The organism is Aureispira anguillae (assembly GCF_026000115.1).
Lineage (GTDB): Bacteria > Bacteroidota > Bacteroidia > Chitinophagales > Saprospiraceae > Aureispira > Aureispira anguillae.
On sequence record NZ_AP026867.1, the window covers coordinates 175,079 to 193,996 of the forward strand.

Annotated in this window: 13 protein-coding genes; 7 read left to right on the top strand and 6 right to left on the bottom strand. The window is 36.1% G+C overall.

Annotated features, from left to right (window positions below; translation table 11 throughout):
• Position 1 precedes the first annotated feature (1 nt).
• Entirely contained in the window at positions 2-943 is a 942-nt protein-coding gene (locus AsAng_RS00700; protein WP_264790847.1) for a helix-turn-helix domain-containing protein, read from the bottom strand.
• Positions 944-1,036: 93 nt separating this feature from the next.
• On the opposite strand from AsAng_RS00700, the gene AsAng_RS00705 reads away from it, so the two are divergent.
• The 6 genes from AsAng_RS00705 (at position 1,037) to AsAng_RS00730 (ending at position 7,029) form a co-directional block, all read left to right on the top strand.
• Positions 1,037-1,432 (top strand): hypothetical protein, encoded by a 396-nt coding sequence (locus tag AsAng_RS00705; protein WP_264790848.1) that lies wholly within the window; start codon positions 1,037-1,039, stop codon positions 1,430-1,432.
• Positions 1,422-2,276 (top strand): helix-turn-helix domain-containing protein, encoded by an 855-nt coding sequence (locus AsAng_RS00710; RefSeq protein WP_264790849.1) that lies wholly within the window; start codon positions 1,422-1,424, stop codon positions 2,274-2,276. The genes AsAng_RS00705 and AsAng_RS00710 overlap by 11 nt, the downstream gene beginning before the upstream one ends.
• A gap of 88 nt (positions 2,277-2,364) precedes the next feature.
• Positions 2,365-2,646, top strand: a complete 282-nt coding sequence (locus AsAng_RS00715; protein WP_264790850.1) for a hypothetical protein — start codon at positions 2,365-2,367, stop codon at positions 2,644-2,646.
• A gap of 117 nt (positions 2,647-2,763) precedes the next feature.
• A complete protein-coding gene (sigZ, locus tag AsAng_RS00720) occupies positions 2,764-3,315 on the top strand; it encodes an RNA polymerase sigma factor SigZ (RefSeq protein WP_264790851.1) in 552 nt (183 codons plus the stop codon).
• 18 nt (positions 3,316-3,333) lie between these two features.
• Positions 3,334-3,798, top strand: a complete 465-nt coding sequence (locus AsAng_RS00725; RefSeq protein WP_264790852.1) for a hypothetical protein — start codon at positions 3,334-3,336, stop codon at positions 3,796-3,798.
• Between the two features lie 117 nt (positions 3,799-3,915).
• On the top strand, positions 3,916-7,029 hold the full coding sequence (locus AsAng_RS00730) for a CHAT domain-containing protein (protein WP_264790853.1): 3,114 nt from the start codon (positions 3,916-3,918) through the stop codon (positions 7,027-7,029).
• A 15-nt stretch (positions 7,030-7,044) separates the two neighbouring features.
• Here the strand turns inward: AsAng_RS00730 and AsAng_RS00735 are convergent, their stop codons facing one another.
• From AsAng_RS00735 to AsAng_RS00755, 5 genes are all read right to left on the bottom strand, one after another.
• Positions 7,045-7,869, bottom strand: a complete 825-nt coding sequence (locus tag AsAng_RS00735; RefSeq protein WP_264790854.1) for a hypothetical protein — start codon at positions 7,867-7,869, stop codon at positions 7,045-7,047.
• 152 nt (positions 7,870-8,021) lie between these two features.
• Positions 8,022-9,620 carry an ABC transporter substrate-binding protein gene (locus AsAng_RS00740; RefSeq protein ID WP_264790855.1) on the bottom strand — a complete coding sequence of 533 codons (1,599 nt, stop codon included), beginning with the start codon at positions 9,618-9,620 and terminating at the stop codon, positions 8,022-8,024.
• Between the two features lie 455 nt (positions 9,621-10,075).
• Positions 10,076-12,331 carry a PKD domain-containing protein gene (locus AsAng_RS00745; RefSeq protein WP_264790856.1) on the bottom strand — a complete coding sequence of 752 codons (2,256 nt, stop codon included), beginning with the start codon at positions 12,329-12,331 and terminating at the stop codon, positions 10,076-10,078.
• Positions 12,332-12,448: 117 nt separating this feature from the next.
• A complete protein-coding gene (locus AsAng_RS00750; RefSeq protein ID WP_264790857.1) occupies positions 12,449-13,852 on the bottom strand; it encodes an FAD-binding oxidoreductase in 1,404 nt (467 codons plus the stop codon).
• 185 nt (positions 13,853-14,037) lie between these two features.
• Positions 14,038-15,156 carry an AAA family ATPase gene (locus tag AsAng_RS00755; RefSeq protein ID WP_264790858.1) on the bottom strand — a complete coding sequence of 373 codons (1,119 nt, stop codon included), beginning with the start codon at positions 15,154-15,156 and terminating at the stop codon, positions 14,038-14,040.
• An 819-nt stretch (positions 15,157-15,975) separates the two neighbouring features.
• On the opposite strand from AsAng_RS00755, the gene AsAng_RS00760 reads away from it, so the two are divergent.
• Positions 15,976-18,909 (top strand): T9SS type A sorting domain-containing protein, encoded by a 2,934-nt coding sequence (locus AsAng_RS00760; RefSeq protein WP_264790859.1) that lies wholly within the window; start codon positions 15,976-15,978, stop codon positions 18,907-18,909.
• Positions 18,910-18,918 lie beyond the last annotated feature (9 nt).

Consider the following 18,918-nt stretch of genomic DNA (forward strand, 5'->3'; position numbering starts at 1 on the left):
TTTACCAATTCTTTTTGGCATTCAAATAAGCACTCGACTCAGAATACCCAAGGATATAAGCAATATCTTTGGTTTTCATTTTATTGCCTGCTTGTAAGAAATTGGACAATTCTTTTTTTATTTCAAGACTAATTTCTCTAAAGGAACTTCCTTCTTGATTTAATTTACGTTGGAAAGTGCGGCTACTCATCGAAAATTGCCTGCAAACCATTTTTAGAGAAGGCAGTTCTGGTGCACAAAGGTGCAAAATCATACGCCGTGTATTGGCTGCAAAGCTTTGCGCATGGTCAGGTGTTTGTATCATTTGCAGATATTTGGGAAGCAAGCATTCTATTTGCTGCAAATTTCTAGCATTAATAGGTTGGTTGATGGAATTTTGAGGGAGACTGAAACAATGCGAATGACTTGATTGGATAGGATGTCCTAGATGCAGTTCATAGGAAAGAAGATCAGCATAAGGCAGTGCCAAACCTAATGGGGTAGCTCCCATCATTAGTTTTAGTTCTCTAAAAATTAAACAAAAAGAAGTATCTAGAATGTTTTTTCGAAGGACAGGTGTTTTTATTTTGGTATCTAATTGTAATTGAATTTGACTTCCCAAAATGTTTTTTTTGATTGTTAATAGTGGAAAGTTGTTTTGAAGGTAACTTTCTAAAATCAAAAGTGCCTGTTCTATACTAGAACTCTGCAATGAAATGGTATGTACAAGACCTAGGGCACTAAGGTTTAGATACAGCCCAAAGGAGATTCCTAATCGGGCATCTGCTAGAGTTGTTGAGATTTTAGTTAGGATGGCTAAATAGTCCTCTAGATCAATTTTAGCTTCTAGAGCACAGTAGTCAATATTTTTGTCTTTAACCATTGCCTGTAATAGAGTCGCATTCATTCCTCTAGACGCAGCAAAATCAATTAAAGTGGATACTAAAGCGGCATTTATTTTCATAGCTTCTTTTTTGGCGCAAAATATCAATATTTAAACATTAAAGTAGATGATTTTTGTATTGAATTTAATGTACTAAATTAAACGATAAAAGTTATGAATCTTCTACAAAAAGCATTGGCTGGAAATGCCATTTTTTCGAGTTTATCAGGATTAGCAATGTTGATTTTTCCAAATGATTTAACACAATTATTTGGATTAAAGGCATCGCTTCCCTTTTTTATTATTGGAATAGGTTTATTGTTTTTTGCCAGCACTATTGTTGTAGCCATTCGGCAACAAAAAATCAAGAACGTGTGGCTGATAATTATACAAGACTTATTATGGGTATTGGGATCTACCCTTGTATTAATTATTCAACCTTTTGGTATTTCTTCAGTTGGTAACTTATTAATAGCCGTTGTTACTGCTGTTGTTTTGTGTTTTGCAGTCTGGCAATACATTGGCTTAAAACAGCAAATTAAAATGAAGCATAAAAACTATGATAGTTGACTTTAAATCAATTGCGCTACTGGGCAAGCCGTTGTTTACTTGGACGGTTGTACAAACTCCAATGTCTTTAACGGCTGCCATGCCTAAGGATGAAGCCTGCTTTGCTTATGTTTTAGAAGGAGAATGTTTTACTTATTCAGAAACAGAAAACCTGAAAATCAAAACCAAGGAAGCATTTTTGGCTAAATGTGGCAATTATACGACCAAACTAAAGGCAGTTGATAGCGTAACGAGGTATAGTACGATAGTAGTGCATTTTCATTTGGAGGTCTTACAAAAAATATATGCCCAAGGGTTACCTGCTTTTTTGACAAAAAAAGAAGCTTTTAGGGGAGCTAATACGGCTAAAGTTGCCTCCAATGAATTGATAGAGCATTATATCAATAACATCCAATTGTACTTTAAGTATCCTAGATTGGCAACCGAAGATGTCTTAATCTTAAAACTAAAAGAGATCATTCTGTTGTTAACTCAGACCCAGAACTCTCCCCAAGTTTTAACCCTGATGCAAAATCTGTTTTCTGAGCGAACCATCGAATTTAAAGAAATTATAGAAGGGCATATTTGCTCGGATTTGACGATAAAAGAACTGGCACAGCTAACCAATAGAAGCCTTTCTAGTTTCAAAAAAGCGTTTAAAAATATCTACCGAGATACACCAGCGAGTTATAGAATAACCAAACGAATAGAAAAAGTAGCCAATCTACTCTTGTTATCCGATGAGGCCATTACGACAATTGCCTACGATTGTGGCTTTAAAACAGTGGCGCATTTGTCTAGAGTTTTTAAGAGGCATTATGGGACAAGTCCTTCGCAATATCGTTTAGACCATTCAGACAAATAATCGAACTTTTTAGATAAGCTAGAGTGCCTTATTATTCAGATCTTTGATTTATCAATAGAATTTTTACAGGTTGTTAAACTAGAAAAACATGACGATTATTGATTTTATTATTGGATTAACTTTAATGAATGCCATGCCACATTTTGTGCTTGGTGTTTGGAAAGGTCGAATGGTTAGTGGTTTGGGAATAGGAAATTGGCAAAATATTATTTATGGTTTAATTAATTTTGTTGTTGCTATGAGTTTGTATGCTTACCAATACGGTCTGGGAACTATTGCTCAAAATGGTATTGTAGCAGGGGCTTTATTTGTGCTGGTGATTTATTTTCTGACGGGACATTTTTGGTATCGATTGTTCAATAAGGGATAAAAAGCAAAATAAATTATCCAAAATTTTGCGTCTTTTTTCTAAAGTTGCGTCTTTTATCATAGGCCTTAAAAACGACTCTTAGGAGTTTTATTGGATTATTTTATTAAACATAGGACGATGGCAACAGAAAAAATATGGCGTGCCTTTCAGCAACAGTTGTTGGGATTTATAAAAAAACAAGTTAATAACCCTGTGGATGCAGAAGATATTTTGCAGGAAATTTTTATTAAAATACACCTTCATGCCGCCAATTTGACCCATAAAGACAAATTATCAAGTTGGGTTTATCGAATCACTCGAAATACAATTGTGGATTTTTATAGAAAGCAAAAAAAGACCAATACCGTAGAATTACTGGAGTTGAGTTTGGCTAATGAAGAGGAAGAAAAGCAGTTGGTTTGTACCAAATGTCTATTGCCAATGGTTTATGAACTTCCTCCAAAGTATAAGGATGCATTTATTCAAACGGAGATCGAAGGGCTTTCTCAAAAACAGTATGCAGAACAAAATGGTCTTTCTTACTCTGGGGCTAAGTCGAGGGTTCAACGGGCTAAAAATAAATTACAAGCACTCTTTGTCAGTTGTTGTGGGATTGTAACCGATCCTTATGGTAATGTTATAGAGGGGAACTGTTCTTGCGATGAAGAAGGAGAAGCAAAAGGCGACTAAGTGCTTAATAAATAAGTTATGAATATTAATAAGAAAGAGACTTTAGATAAGCAAAAGCTTCATTTTTGGGCAACTTACTTATCGTTTATTGGAATCGTATTAGCAGTTTTTGGTGGACTGCTAAGTTACACTCCTTTTATGCATTTTACACTAGGAACAATGTATTACGATAATTATTTTGAAGTGATGACTTATCATAAGTTGAATGCAGGGGAGCTGAACTTTCAACGTTTTGTTTATGGAGCTACAGGAGGTGTGATAACAAGTTGGGGAATTTTTATTGCTGCTATTGCAAGATATGCATTAAAGAAAGGAGAACCATGGGCTTGGAATACAATTGCTCTTACAACCTTTCTTTGGTTTTTGGGAGATGGATACGCCTCCGTTATTTCTGGGTTCCCTGTACATGCATTGATGAATATCGGCGTTTTAATTTTTATTGTGCTTCCCTTGATTGCGATTTATAATGTTGTTGAACATTAACTTTCCCTAGTTAGTCGTTGTTTCCATGCTAAGGTTGATTCAACCAATCCTTTTTTTTGTAAAAGATCTTAAAATGTGTATTTTACTTAATGAATCACAGCATGTAACCAATTATAAATGAGACTTGTTATATTATTTTTTTTGAATGTATTGCCCCTCGTAAGTATTGCCCAACTTACCGAAAACTTATCTTTTTCAACGCTGGATAGCCTTATTAATTCCTGTTATTCAAAAGGAAATTTTAAGCAGGCAATTGTCTATATGGAACAAGCGCAAACTCAGGCTAGAGCGGCGTTGGGAGAGCAAGATTCTGTATATGCGACCTATACGGATGGCTTGGGATTTTTTAACTATATGGCTGGTCAATATCAAAAGGCAGAGCAACTTTATCTTGAAGCCATTGATATTAAGAAAAAAATATTTGGAGCAAAGAACCCCAAAACAGCCTTTGCTTGGGATAATTTAGCCTTGCTGTATGTCAAAATAGAAAAATTTGAACAAGCAGAAACCATTTACAAAAGAACCAAAAAAATCTATTTGGACGCTTATGGTGCACAACATGAGGAGTATGCAGGCTCGCTGAATAATTTGGCCGCTTTATATGAGCGAAGTAGAAAATATGAAGCAGCCGAGCAGTATTATTTGCAGGCAGGGAAAATTTGGCGAGCAACCTTGGGCGAGCAACACCCTCGCTATGCTTTGTGGCTAAATAATTTAGCAGTAGTTTATCGGCGCATGAGGAAATTTGAAGAAGCAGAGCCTTTATACTTACAAGCCTTGGCTATTAGAGAACAGGTATTTGGAGTGCAACATCGAATTTATGCACGGTCTTTGGGCAGCATTGCTCAATTGTACAAAGATATGGGGAATTATGATCGTGCAGAATATTATTATTTGAAAGCCCAATCAATAACAGAACAAACCATTGGAGTTGAACATCCCAGATATGCGGTCATTTTAAATAATTTAGCCATTCTTTATAAAGAAAAAAAAGAGTATCAAAAGGCGCTACTATTACTTCAAAAAAGCTTGGCAATCAATGAAAAATTTTATGGAAAATCCAGCCTTAAGTATGGTGGTGCGTTGAATAATTTAGCTGCGTTGTACACAAAAATGCAGGAGTATCAAAAGGCAGAGGAGCTTTATTGGAAAGTAAAAAAATTGTGGAAAAAAATATTGTCTAAGGAAGATCCTCTGCATGGATTAGTATGGTATAATTTAGCTCATTTATATTTACAGCAGGAGCGTTTAGATACTGCTTTTGCTTATGCTATGACTGGGATTGCTCAAAATAGTACCAACTTTAAAGCGATTTTTCCTTCGGCTTTTAGAACGAGTAACAAAGCAGTTACGCCTTATCAACCCCAATTTTATCAGCCGATTAGCCCTTTGGATGATTTATTGAAGCTCGTGAATCTAGAATTTAAGCAACTTGTAGAGGCAAATCAGATGATTCGGAAGTTGATAGAAATTACCAAAAAAAAGCTGGATAAGGCTCCTAATCAAGCAGAATGGAAGCAATATTTTATCCTAATAAAGGTAGGGATGATGGTGAATGAAAAAATTAGGAATCAATTTGCTGGCAAGCAGAATAAACTTAGAATCTTAGATCAAAATACATGGTTGGTGCGTGAAGGCATCGCAGCAGCTATCGCATTGAATAGAACCGAAATTACCCGTGAGGCATTTGCTTTTTCAGAACAAAACAAATCTATTTTACTGGCGGATGCAATTAAAGGTAATCGAGCTAAAATAATGGGAGATTTACCCGATAGTTTGGTGTTTAGGGAGTTGGATTTGCAAACCCAAAAAACAGAACTAAAGAAGGCTTATTATGAAGCGAAAACGACTGTAGAGAAAGATCAATTGCTTGTTGCTGAAAATCTATTAAATCAAAAAATTGATGCTTTTCTAAAAAAGATAAAAAAGGATTACCCACGCTATCATCAGTTAAAATATAAAAATATTACTGCTCAGGCTACAGAGGTGCAAGCCTTGTTAACAGATAAAAGCATCTTGCTAGAATATTTTATTACCGATACGGTTACTTATTTATTTGTGGTTAGTAAGGATTCTATTCGTTTGTTACCAATTTCGGTTTCAAAAACAAAGCTTAAGCAGAATATTAAACAATTTCACGATGCCCTGAGTAATTATAACAGGCTTGTTAAGCAGGAAGAAGAAGCTTATGCATTGTATACTCAGCAAGCCTATTGGTTTTACAAAACACTGATAGCAGAAGCATTAGAAGGGACTGATTCCGATCAATTAATCATTGTTGCAGACGGCGAACTAGGGCATTTACCATTTGAGGCCTTTTTAAGCAAAGATGTCTGCCAGCAAAAACGTTTGTATAAAGACTTACCTTATTTGCTCAATGATTATTCTATTTGTTATAATTACTCTGCAACGCTATGGAAGGAAAATTTACATCAGGAAGTACCAATTAATAATCATCAAATTTTAGCCTGTGCAGCGGCTTATCCTAAGCAATATATCGTAGATTCTACTTTGTTGCAAAGACGATCCATCAATAGCCTAAATTGGAGAAAAGGCTTAAGCCCTTTGCCTGCTGCTCAAAAAGAAGTGAAACATCTGTCCAAGGAATTTCAAGGTAAATTTATCCAAGGAATGGCTTGCAATGAAGCCTGTTTTAAGCAAGAATCAGGGAAGTATGGTGTCATTCATTTGGCAATGCATGGCATTCTACACCCACGGGTACCCATGCTTTCTAGCTTGGCATTTACAGAAAATAAGGACAGCCTAGAGGATAATTTTTTGCAAGCTTATGAGATTGCTAGGTTAAATTTAAATGCTGACTTAGTGGTTTTGTCAGCCTGTGAAACGGGCTATGGAGAATTCAAGCAAGGGGAAGGAATTATCTCTTTGGCTCGATCGTTTATGTATGCAGGTACGCCTTCTTTAGTGGTTTCGTTATGGCAAGTCAATGACCATTCTACCTCGGTTATTATGACTTATTTTTACAATTATTTAGCAGAGGGAATGCCCAAAGATCAAGCGTTGCGTCAAGCCAAACTTGACTATATAGCAATGACGACGACTTGGGCGGCCCATCCAGCGTTTTGGTCGCCTTTTATCCAATTGGGTGATAATAGACCTATTCAATTAACACAACCATTGGATTGGTTTCCATGGCTGATAGGAGTAGGAATATTCTTTCTTGTTTTGGTCTTTGTTCTAAAGAGAAAAAAAGTAGCCTTTGAAAAATAGAGGAATTAAAAAAAATTATTCCAATAAAAAGTACTCTTTAGTTGGTTTGTATATAAATTTATAGGCAACACGTTCCGCTTTTAATGGTCGGGTAGCTGGAACTTTTTTTCCTTTGTCATTTTCTAAAACCAGCCATTTACCTTTTAGCAAAATGTCGTTGTAACCATCTTGGTTGAGGTCCTGAATGAACCAATCAAGGTGTTTTTTTCTGAACATTCCTTTTCCTTCAGGATTGGCATCATAGGTCTTGGGCGTATTGTTCAACAAAACATTAAAAATATCGATCAGCTTGCCCTGCTGGTACACATAAAAATGATGCTGGCCATTGCCTGAGCAATCGTGATTAATACTCATATAAATGGGCAATGAATCCAATACTGCTGGAATAAATTGAGCAATTGCAGCTTGGTTTTTATGGATGAGTTTGCCTTGATGATTAAATAAATATTGTGTATGCATAGTAGGGTATGCACAGTCAGAATCTTCTGAGATAGATTGGCAATTGATAAACCAAACAGAATCTTTTAAGCCATATAAACGTTGTTGCTCAAAGGCTACAATTGTAGTTTGTGCTACATTTTTTTGCCCATAAAACAAGCCCAATTGTTTCACCAACAAACTAGGATTTGTGTAATAGGTAGAATCCATTACCCATGAAAATACTTGTTGGTGGATTTCTTTCTGTGCCTTAAAATTGTCTTGAAATATATTTTGACTTTGAGCGGAAGGCGTGACCAAATTAATACTTGGACGTTCTTTGGTTGTTTGGTCGCTAGGATTACTACACCCTTGATTAAGGATTGCGATACCAATAAGTAAATATATTACACGGATAAACATAGATTAGATAATATTGGTTCTTGGACAAGCACGCAAGAGTAGCGCAGTTAATTGTAGGATAAATGCTAACAAAGGGAAAACGTTAGCTTTGTTATCCCTTTGTTAGACGAGCAGCCCTATTTTATAAACCAGCAAGGCTGCTATCGGATTGTTTATCCCTCTTTATTGACTTTTTTTAATTGGTAGTTCTTAAATTTTAAAAAATTCAGGTATTTATTTTCGTAATTTTTGAGAACCGATTGGCGACTGTCTGGATTACTGCCATCTAGGGGCGTTAAAAATTGATAGGTAGGCTCAATTTTGAATTGCGTGTGGTTATACAGTGCTTTTTCTTTCCATAAATGTGTTTGGAAATTGACACCATATTTGTGAATCATTCGACCAAAATAAAGCATTATATCAAAACCTTTGAAGCCAAACTCTCTAGCGCCAATACCGTAAATAGCCTTGTAATCGGATTTAAACTGTCGAACAGTTTTAGAGCTTAGATCTGCAAAGTATTCGCTAGAAAAATGCAAATTGAGCGACTCGTAATATTCAAAATTAATGCGGCTAAAATAACGCCATCTATCCATCCCTACAATAACAATTTGGTAACCTCTTTGGGGTTCTACTTTATCAACTAATTTTTGAATTTCTCGTAAAGAATTGTAAATAAAACCTTCGTTGTGGAGCGTAGGCATTACAATAATATTAAGCTGATCTTTTTTGAGAAAGGGCTTAATGTCATCAATATCAATGGTTGCTGATGAGCGAATTAATTGAGGAATTTTGGCATTAAAATCGTTTTTGTAGTCCGCATAACTTTTTTGTAGGCTAGCAACCCTTGAAGAATCTCTATTTAAGGCTAAAACTAACAGATTTTTTTCCATTGGGGTACGAATAAATCGTTGGTTTTGCTCTATCTTATGCAGTTGCTCCACAATGTGTTTGCTGTGAACCTCAAAACTAGGACTCACCTGAATAAAATAGGGATTGTCAAGAGTTAAGTTGCTACGAGAGTTAAGCGGGGATATAATGGGTTTTTGCTTTTCTTTGGCAAATTCAGCAACAATTTTTAGATTTTTAGAAGTAAAGGGGCCTATGATTAAATCAGCTTCCTGCAATTCTCGTTTATTTAGTATTTCTTGAACGGTAAGCGAGTCTCGTTGGGTATCAAAAACATTCACAAATAGATTAACTCCTTCCTCTTTTAGACTATCTAATGCAATTAAAACGCCTTCATAAAATTCAATGGCTTTAATCGACCTTACTGGAATTTCTCTACCATTAGCAGGAATAAAACTCTTGCTCATAAAAGGCATCATTATAGCTACTTGATAGGCTAGTTTTTGATGAATGGTGGTGTCAATTACGGTGTTGGTATATAGTGCATTGTTGTTGATAGAAATAACAGCTACTGTATCTGCTTTGATGGCACTACTGCCTATTTTTTCAAAACAAACAACAACTCGCTCTGTTGCACTCTTAGGGATGGTATCACACCAAGTGATGGTATCCACCTTATTAGAAGTGTTGTTGTTCGGCTTGTCATTATCTACGTGGGTAACAGGGTGATAGATGCCTGTTTTTATGGTGTCATTGGGGTTTGTGTTCTTTCCAATAACAGGATCTAAGCGATCATCGGGATTATTTTTTTTTGTTTTCTTCGTGATTTCACAAGAAGTTAGATTCATCAAAAGAAAAAAGAATAAACAGCTAAAGGGTAGGGTAAACTTGGAAGAAAAATAAGCTATATATTTCATATTCATACAGTACTATAAATTTGGTATAAATTGTAAATCAGTTGCTTATGTTTTTGTGAGGCATAAGCCTATGAATGACGAGGCAAAGGTAGCGAATTTTGCACGAGTGGACTAATTAACGACTTGGAAAAAGTAGATGTTTTAGTAATTGGTCTTTTTGAGAGATAAGTGGTTGGAGTAACTCATTAAAGAGCTATGTTCTTGGAGGGCTTATAATCATTTGATTTTTTATAGATTAGCGTGTTTGTTGTCGAAGTATTTGGATTTTTTGATGAGAGCGGTAAATAAGTTTATTAAAAATTATAAAATGTAAAGTGTTGATAGTTAGTTTTTATGTTTTAGTGGCTTATTGGGGAGGGGGCAAATTTTGAAATAGAAGATGAGCTAGTTTTGGAGTAGAATTAATGCAGATAAGCTTTTAAGTAAGTACGCAGCACTTCTGTTGCGTACTTACTTATTACTTAATAAACAATCGTAGCAAATCCTTTAACTTCGTGCTGTTTACCACGAGGTCCTTTTATTCGAGCAATAACAACATAAACACCAGCTTGGCATTTCTTTCCATTGTTATTTTTTCTTCCATTCCAAGCCTCTGTAGGATCATTGGTGCGGAACAGAAGCTCTCCCCAACGACTGTAGATATTAAGTTCAAAATTCTTGATATATCTAGTATAGCCTTTGCCCATATAAACATCATTTTTACCATCATTGTTTGGGGTTAAGGCATTGGGCAAAAAATAAGTAAATTGCGGAGCAATATCTAAAAGGTGTTGAGCAGAATCAGTACAACCATTGGTATGGGTAACAATTAGAGAAACAAGATGCTTACCCGTATCTGGGTAAGTATAACTGATATTTCCTCCCAAAGAACTAATACGAGTATCCCCATTGCCAAAATTCCATTCCCATAAATTAGCAGATTCAGATTCGTCCATAAAATGAACCAGTGGTTCAAAGGACGTAGGAGTTGTGGGATTGTAGGAAAAGGCAGCTTTGGGAGCATTTAAAAGGGTATGGGTACTGCTAAAGTTCTCGGTACATCCTCTTGGAGATTTTACAGTTAACGTTCTAGTATAGAACCCTGTTGTATTATAAAGGTGCGCTCCTCTAACCTCATTGGAGCTATGCCCATCGCCAAAATTCCAAGCAAAGGTATAGCCCTTTCTTGGATAATAGATGGATTGAAAGGAAAGACTATCTGCTGGTAAACAAATGGTATCGCTGACTAATTGAATAGGGAAAATAGGTTGGGGGCTCCAATTAATATCTTTACTATGAGTGACCGTGCATCCTGAAGCATCTTCTACGGTTAAGTTAATGGTATAAAGCCCTGTGTCGGGATAATTATATTGATGGCTAGGATGCTGCTGATTAGAGGTGCTGCCATCGCCAAAATCCCAGGCATAACTTATAATAGGACTGTTGGGACTATAGGTTGTTTGGCTCAATAAATCAATTGGTTTTAAATCGCAAGAGTCATAGGTTAAACTAAAGTCAACTGACAAATCAAGGCTAATATTGATGGATAGATAGGTCGTATCGGTGCAACCCGTAGACCCTGGGTTGGCAATTAACCAACCTTGATAAGTGCCATTGTTAGGAAAGGTAACGGTCGGTTCGTACATTCCTGAACTAAAGATATTTCCATTGCCCAAATCAAATCTCCATTCATAGCTATTGATAAAGGATTGGATGGTACTTGTATTGGTAAATTTAATGGTACTATCACTACAAGAACTTACATAATATAGGTCATTGACAAAATCAATAGAGTCGGCTGGTATTTTTGCACTAACTTGATCGTCACAAGCTGTAACATTAAATTGAAAATCCCTAAGTGTTGTGCTTAATAAATTACCTTGACTATCATATTCTTTGACACAAATGCCAACAGAGTATTGTCCTTGCGCAGTAGGAAAACCTGTTAGGAACCCTGTGTTAGGATCAATGGCTAAACTAGGAGAAGCTGGCATGGGATAAGAGGCACTAAAACCAAAGTTAAAAGGTACAGGGGTATAGGGAGGAGGCGCAGGCGGATTCGGAATAGGGGAGCTAAAACCCCCTGGATTCGTTTGGCTATTGCCACCCCCTGTAAATGGAGCGCAAAACTCATAAACAAGCGTGTTTCCATCTGGATCTGTTGCTGAGTGGTCAAATTCCAATGGATTGTTTAGACAGATAACAATGGGAGGGAAGGCATTAAACGTAGGGCTTGTATTACATTGTTGTTGTGCCAGAGCACTTAAAAAAATAGTATAAGTTCCTCCAACTGTCCCTGGGGTATTGATGTTTAGAATCGTATTGTTTCTACAACAACGTTGATAAGAAATCCAATATCCATCGGCATTATAAGGCAGTTCAACCGTATCTACATATATGGCTTCTTCCACTCCTATATTAGGAGGGACGACTAAGCATGGATTACTAATGTTCATAGGGATTCTAGCAGTAATAGGAGGACCTAATGCTAACTTGCTGTGTAAGGTTGTACTGTTGGGACCAGTATAAATTCCTATAATGGCAGGATTATCAAAAGGAACAGCACTATTAATAAGATCTCGATAGACATGCATTGTAATTTTGTATTGCATGATTCCACTACTAGGACTAGGTCCTAAGCATTCGTAATTGATTTCACCACCAACAATATGAGTTGCATGACCATTGAGATTAAAAAAGAACGAAAAAAGAAGAATTAAAAGGATGACTTTCTGCATGATGTTAATTTGAGAGCTGTCGGGGAGACATGCTAATATAACGATATAAAATTATATTAGTTACCGATTTTACCTAAATAATTTAATATCAAACAGCACTTGTCACTAAAAGGAGAGTTAATCAATAATTTTAGAAGGATTTAGAATAGAAGTAGGGTCAAATGTTTTTTTGATGGCACGCATCAATTGAAGTTCGACAGGATTAAAAACCAGTGGCATATATTTTTTTTGAATCCAACCAATTCCATGTTCGCCTGAAATGGTTCCATTTAAGGACTTTACGAGTTTAAAAATAGCCTGCAATGTAGAGGAGGCTTGTTGTTCCCAAATGGGATTGGGTAGCTGTTCTTGAAGTAGACTAACGTGTAAATTGCCGTCCCCAGCATGTCCATAATTAATGGCACGAATACCGTGTTGAGTGCTGATTTGGTGGATACCTTTTAGGAGTTCTGCTAAGGCTGCACGAGGAACAACTGTATCTGCCTTTTTTACGGCAGAATATTGCTTAATAGCAGGATTGAGGTTACGTCTTAATTGCCAGAGTGTATTTTTTGTGGTTTGGTCATCTGCTAGTAGAATAGTGCCACAATCAAATTGTTCTAATACGCTATTGATCTTCTCACAATCTAAATATAATGAATCTAAATGATTTCCATCCACTTCAACAATTAAATGGGCTTGCACTTCTTCTTTTATAGGGAGGGTGTTATTTTGTAAATAGTTAGCGGCAATATCTATGGCTGCTCGTTCCATAAATTCTAGGCAAGAAGGAGTGATTCCTGCTTGAAAGATTGCAGAAACTGCAGCACAAGCTTTGGTCGGTGAACGAAAGGGAACCAACATCAATAAACTATGAGAGGGAAGCGGAATTAATTTGAGGACAATTTTAGTAATAATTCCCAAAGTACCTTCACTACCAACCATCAACTGGGTGAGGTTGTACCCCGTTGAGTTTTTGAGGGTGTTGGCACCTGTCCATATCAGATCACCATTGGGAAGTACGACTTCAAGATTAAGCACGTAATCTTTGACAACCCCATATTTTACCGCTCTTGGACCACCCGAATTAGTGGCTACATTACCCCCTATAAAAGAACTACCACGACTAGCAGGATCGGGAGGATAATAGAGCCCCTTTTCTTGAACTTTTTCTTGCAAGACTTCTGTAATAACAGCAGGTTCTGTGGTAACTTGAAGATTAGCTTCGTCAATTTCTAAGATTTGATTTAGACACTCCATTGACAATACAATTCCGCCACAAACGGGGAGGGCACCTCCTGCTAGCCCAGTTCCTGCGCCTCTAGGGGTAACAGGGATCTGGTTTTGAGAACAAAGCCGCATGATTTGTTGGATTTGTACGACTGTTTTGGGAAGGACAATAACCTCAGGCAAAAAAAGCAAATCTTCGGTTTTGTCTTGACCATAAGCAGTGCACTTGGATAGGCTGCTGTGTACTTGAGAGGAACCAACTATATCTATTAAAGATTGGACAATAAGAGGAGATACAGGTTGGTATGACATGGTCTATAAGTATTGAGCAATGTAAATCAAGACAAAAGTAGAGAAATAGTACCCAGTTTGAAAATTTGAAAAAATAGCGACTTAGAGCATTTTCAAATTTTCAGACTGGCGAGTACTTATTAGGTGTTTGGACGAGATTGATGGCTAAAGGGACTACAACCCTCGTAGCACTAAATCTCTATTGATTACATTCTTTTTAATAGCAGTTTTCCAATTTCTGGATCTGCCATAATCGATTTTAAGTGTTGTGCACTAACTAAGTCTTGTGCCATTGACAAGCGAATATCATTCGGGATAAAATCTATTTTGATAAATTGTTTGATATTAGCGAGTTGTTCTTTGTTTGGTTTAATGTTGTTGATTACTAAATAGTTTACCAAACGAGTACAGAGTGTAGCCAGAATATCTACTCGCAAAGTGCCTTTCATTACAATGCCTTTTAGATGCTCTAAAACTTCCTTTTTAAAATCACTGGTGTTGATGATTTGCTCAGGAGTGACCAATTTACTTAAATTGTTGTTGACAAAAGCCATAAAAGAAGCTACTGTATTGGAGTCTAGGCAAGAATCTGCCAACATCTGTAATAAGCCCAATTCTTTGGTAAGATCCTCAATATTGGCAATAGACTGAAAAAATTGTACTAGTGTACGAGGAGTTGTTCGTTCTCCTGTAACCATTTCAGGGTAAGTTAATACAAAGTTGATTCCACGTTGATCAACACCGTTTTCTTCGGCCCATTTAGCCCATTCCTTGACATCAAAATCCATGGTAACATGCATCATACGAGTTAGCATGGCATCATCCATTGGAGTAACCGAATAATCTCCTCCATCTGGATTTGCAGTAAGTATAATTTGCCATTTTTGGGGCAATTTCCAACTGATTAATTCATAATTTTGTAACAATTGCATGATCCCTCTTAAGATACGATCATCTGCACGGTTGGCATCATCAATTAGCAAAATTCCAGGTCCCTCTTGAGTTGGTACCCAATCTGGAGCAACAAAAGAAGTTGTATTGTCAGTAATACGAGGCATCCCTACTAAATCTCCCATTTCTTCGAATTGAGCAGGAGCAATATAGGCAAATTTGTAATTTTTATTCTTGGCAATGGATTCTACTAATTGGGTTTTTCCTATACCATGTTTTCCCCAAATACAGATTGGAGATTTTTTTTTGCCTTCAGCTTCAGCAATTTCATTTATTTGGATAGAATGCTCTAGTAGACGTTGGACTTCACTAGCTGATGTTTTGGTTCCATAATATAGATAATTGTGTTTAGGTTTGTTGTTTTGATTAGCCATTTTGTTGAATTATATATTTAATTCTTATGTGTAAATAATGTGTTTCGCTCAAATATGCGTAAGTACACGAAAAGTAGATCTTTGTTAACGATTGCTTATTAGTAAAATGATTGTTGTACTATATATTATAGTATCAATATCTATTACATATTATAGTATCAATATCTATTACTATAACATAAGCCCTATTTTCTTGTTGTTACACCCTAAAATTTTTTCCTTAAAACTTTAGGCACATCTTGATCATTGAAATGGGGATGCAACAAGCCTGAAAATCTCTTGTAAAAGATACAAATTACTTCATCAATAGTATATTGAAATTTCAAAAATAGAAAAAATCTACAGAAATAAGGTAAACTTAACGAGTTCTACTTTTATAAAAATTTTCAACTGGATGGTTCTTGTATAAGTTTTAAAAAGAATTACTTCAGTATTGCGGTACTAGCAAAGAAGGTTTATATGGAGTTTCTAAAAAAATATCTAAAACAGGTAAAAAATTATAGTTGAAGTATATAAACGATGGGATAATCTAAATGCTTTGATGGACTATATTTCTTGTATGGACAGCTGTAAAGTAGATATTTGAATGGACTAAAATAAGATTTTTTTTGCATTTAAATTCCATATTTTAAAAAAAATCCAAGATATGGATTTTTTTTGTGCTAAAAAGAATAAAATAATATTGATTAACAGGTGGTTAGGTGTTGGTTTTGAATTTGGTTGTTTATTGATAGAATTCAATCGTATTTCTATTTAGAAAGGTATTGCTAACGATTAAGTAACTAAATACTATAAGAAATGAAATCAATAAAACTACTTATGAATAATCAATTTTATTGGGTCATAATTTTTAGCCTTATTTTTCTGAATAAATCTAAGGCAACTCATTTAATGGGAGGAGATTTGACCTATGCTTGTTTAGGGAGCAATCAATACGAATTAACATTGACAATTTACCGAGATTGTAATGGAATTAATTTGGGAACGGTTCAAGTTATATATCAAAACGATGATTGTGGAGCAACTAGTAGCCATTATATGATGTTGGTTCATTCAGAAGAAATTACTCCTGTATGTGCTAATGCCCAAGCTTCTGCTTGTAATGGAGGAGGGGGAGCTTATGGGATCGAAAAATTTGTTTACCAAAAAACAGTGACGCTAAATCCGAGCTGTTCTAATGTTAACTTTTATTGGAGTCTATGTTGTAGAAGCTCTGCTATTAACACGTTGGGTTCACCAGGTTCTGAATCTATGTATATTCATACCAGTATACCAGATGTTAGTATGTGTAATAGTTCACCAACTTTTTTGAACGACCCTGTTCCTTTTGTGGGGGGCGGTCAACCTGTTTATTATAATGATGGAGCAATAGATGGAGATGGAGATGACTTGATTTTTTCATTGGTGAATTGTAAGAGCGATGCCACTAATGCAGTTGTTTATGCGTCAGGTTTTAGTGGAACTAGTCCTTTGTCAACGGTGAGTGGCATTACTATAGATACCACAACAGGAGCATTATCCTTTACCCCGAACCAAGTTCAAGTTGGGGTTTTATGCATTTTGGTTGAAGAATATAGAAATGGTCTTAAAATAGGTGAAATAGTAAGGGATATACAATTTACAGTCCTAACTAGTGTTAATGATAATCCTGTTTTAACAGGGATCGATAGCAGCAATTTGTTTTTAGTAAATCTAAAAGCAGGGACTAACGTGTGTTTTGATGTTTTTTCTAATGACCCAAATACTTCTCAATCTGTTTCCATGAGATGGAATGGAGCCATATCTGGGGGAATATTTGCTGTTGATAGTTCTGGACAATTTCCCAAAGGAACGTTCTGCTGGACACCAACTATTAATGATATTGGTCATAATGTTTTTACCGTTACTGTTTTTGATGATAATTGTCCTTTGTTAGGCATCAATACTTATACATTTAGTTTATTTGTTTCTATAGATACGATAACGTCTGTTACAGCTGGTAATTGGTCGGATGCAGGGACTTGGGATTGTAATTGTATTCCTGCATTATCTCAGAATATTGTCGTTCAGCACAATGTAGTTTTAGGAACTAATTTTACAGTAGTAGAAGGAGCCTTTATGACGGTTAAAATTGGTGATAGTTTATCCATTTTGGATGGTTATGAATTGAGATTAGAGGGAGATTTTAATAATTATGGCAAAGTAGAAGGCAAACTAGTAGTGGGGGGAGCTAACGTTCAGTTGGTGCGTTTAGGAGAGCTTGATCAAGTAGAAATTGACAACCCAACGAATGTACTTGTTGCTGACAACTGCATTATAAATGAGAAAATAGTACTTAGCAGTGGAAATTTTAATTCCAATGGTTATGATGTGGTACTCAAATCTGATAGTAATGGATCGGCGTTGGTCGAAGACAATGGGGGGCTGTTTGTTGGTCCCTTGGTGGTTCAACGATACCTATTTAATACGATCGGGCATCATTTTATTTCTTCTCCTTTTTCTGATGCTACCATTAACGAATTAGCGGATGATTTTTCGTTAATGCTCAATACTACGTATCCTCGCATCTATTATTACGATGAGACCAATACTTCTAATGATCTTTTTGATGGCTGGTTATCTCCGACTAGTCTGACTCATATGATGGGGCAAGGGGAGGGATTCAGTTGTTATTTTATGGCAGGCTCTGGTATTACCTTGGATATGAAAGGAACAATCAATACAGGACCTATTCACGTATTATTAAAAACCTCTCCATCTAGCTCGACTGTAGATGAGAGTTTTTGCCCACCAGAAGGTTGGAATTTAGTTGGAAACCCTTACCCTTCCCCTTTAAATTTTGATTTGTTGATGCAAGCTACTTCAGGAGCAGTAGAAAAAGCATTTTATATTTGGGACCCAGTTTCTAAAACCTATTTAAGTTATGTGAATGGAATTGGTTCTCCCAGCGATTTAGGGGCAATTATTCCATCTATGCAAGGGTTTTGGGTCAAAGCCAATAGCAATACTTTCTTGAGCTTTGATAATAGCATGAGAGTTACCAACCCAAATGATACATCCAATACATTTTTGAAATCGGTGAATGCAAATAATCCTATTTTTCGACTAGAAATGGATGGACAAGGACGAAATACAGAAATTGTTGCTTGTTTTAGAGCCAATACAACAACTGGATTTGATTCAAATTTTGATGCTTTTTTTATTCCAAGTGGGTATTCCAATTCAATAGATTTTGCTTTTGCTACCGAAGATGGTCCTCTACGGATTAGTAGTATTCCACCTGCACAAAGCTTCCCTGTGACCATTCCTTTACAGAGCAAAGTGACGAATACAGGAACTTATACCATATCAATGACAGAGTTTACTAATTTCTCTTCCAATGACCAACTTATTCTAGAGGATGTTGCCTTAGGAGTTAGCCATGTGTTGAACAATGGTCCTTATACTTTTATTGCAGCACCCAACGATAGCCTATATCGCTTTATTCTTCGGGTGGGACCTCCTACTTTTAATGCACTCAACTCTATTAAAAACAGTAGTGAGTTAAATGTATACAAATGTAATAATGCTTTGTGTTTATCTTTTGAAGAGACAAATACGACTACTACAGGGCTAAGTATTTACAACCACCTAGGACAACTCATGCAGACTCTTGCATTAGGAGTAGGGCAGAAAGAATATAGATTGGATCAGGTTAATTTGCCAAGCCCTAATTTATATTTTGTAAGACTAGAATCTACAAACGAGCAGATCACTAAAGCCATTACTTGGTAAGTGTCACCA

Coding starts and splice junctions, on each gene's coding strand:
- AsAng_RS00750 (WP_264790857.1), bottom strand. CDS start 13,852: ATGTCATACCAACCTGTATCTCCTCTTATTGTCCAATCTTTAATAGAT.
- AsAng_RS00735 (WP_264790854.1), bottom strand. CDS start 7,869: ATGTTTATCCGTGTAATATATTTACTTATTGGTATCGCAATCCTTAAT.
- AsAng_RS00730 (WP_264790853.1), top strand. CDS start 3,916: ATGAGACTTGTTATATTATTTTTTTTGAATGTATTGCCCCTCGTAAGT.
- AsAng_RS00700 (WP_264790847.1), bottom strand. CDS start 943: ATGAAAATAAATGCCGCTTTAGTATCCACTTTAATTGATTTTGCTGCG.
- AsAng_RS00710 (WP_264790849.1), top strand. CDS start 1,422: ATGATAGTTGACTTTAAATCAATTGCGCTACTGGGCAAGCCGTTGTTT.
- AsAng_RS00725 (WP_264790852.1), top strand. CDS start 3,334: ATGAATATTAATAAGAAAGAGACTTTAGATAAGCAAAAGCTTCATTTT.
- AsAng_RS00715 (WP_264790850.1), top strand. CDS start 2,365: ATGACGATTATTGATTTTATTATTGGATTAACTTTAATGAATGCCATG.
- AsAng_RS00745 (WP_264790856.1), bottom strand. CDS start 12,331: ATGCAGAAAGTCATCCTTTTAATTCTTCTTTTTTCGTTCTTTTTTAAT.
- AsAng_RS00760 (WP_264790859.1), top strand. CDS start 15,976: ATGAATAATCAATTTTATTGGGTCATAATTTTTAGCCTTATTTTTCTG.
- AsAng_RS00705 (WP_264790848.1), top strand. CDS start 1,037: ATGAATCTTCTACAAAAAGCATTGGCTGGAAATGCCATTTTTTCGAGT.
- AsAng_RS00755 (WP_264790858.1), bottom strand. CDS start 15,156: ATGGCTAATCAAAACAACAAACCTAAACACAATTATCTATATTATGGA.
- AsAng_RS00740 (WP_264790855.1), bottom strand. CDS start 9,620: ATGAATATGAAATATATAGCTTATTTTTCTTCCAAGTTTACCCTACCC.
- sigZ (WP_264790851.1), top strand. CDS start 2,764: ATGGCAACAGAAAAAATATGGCGTGCCTTTCAGCAACAGTTGTTGGGA.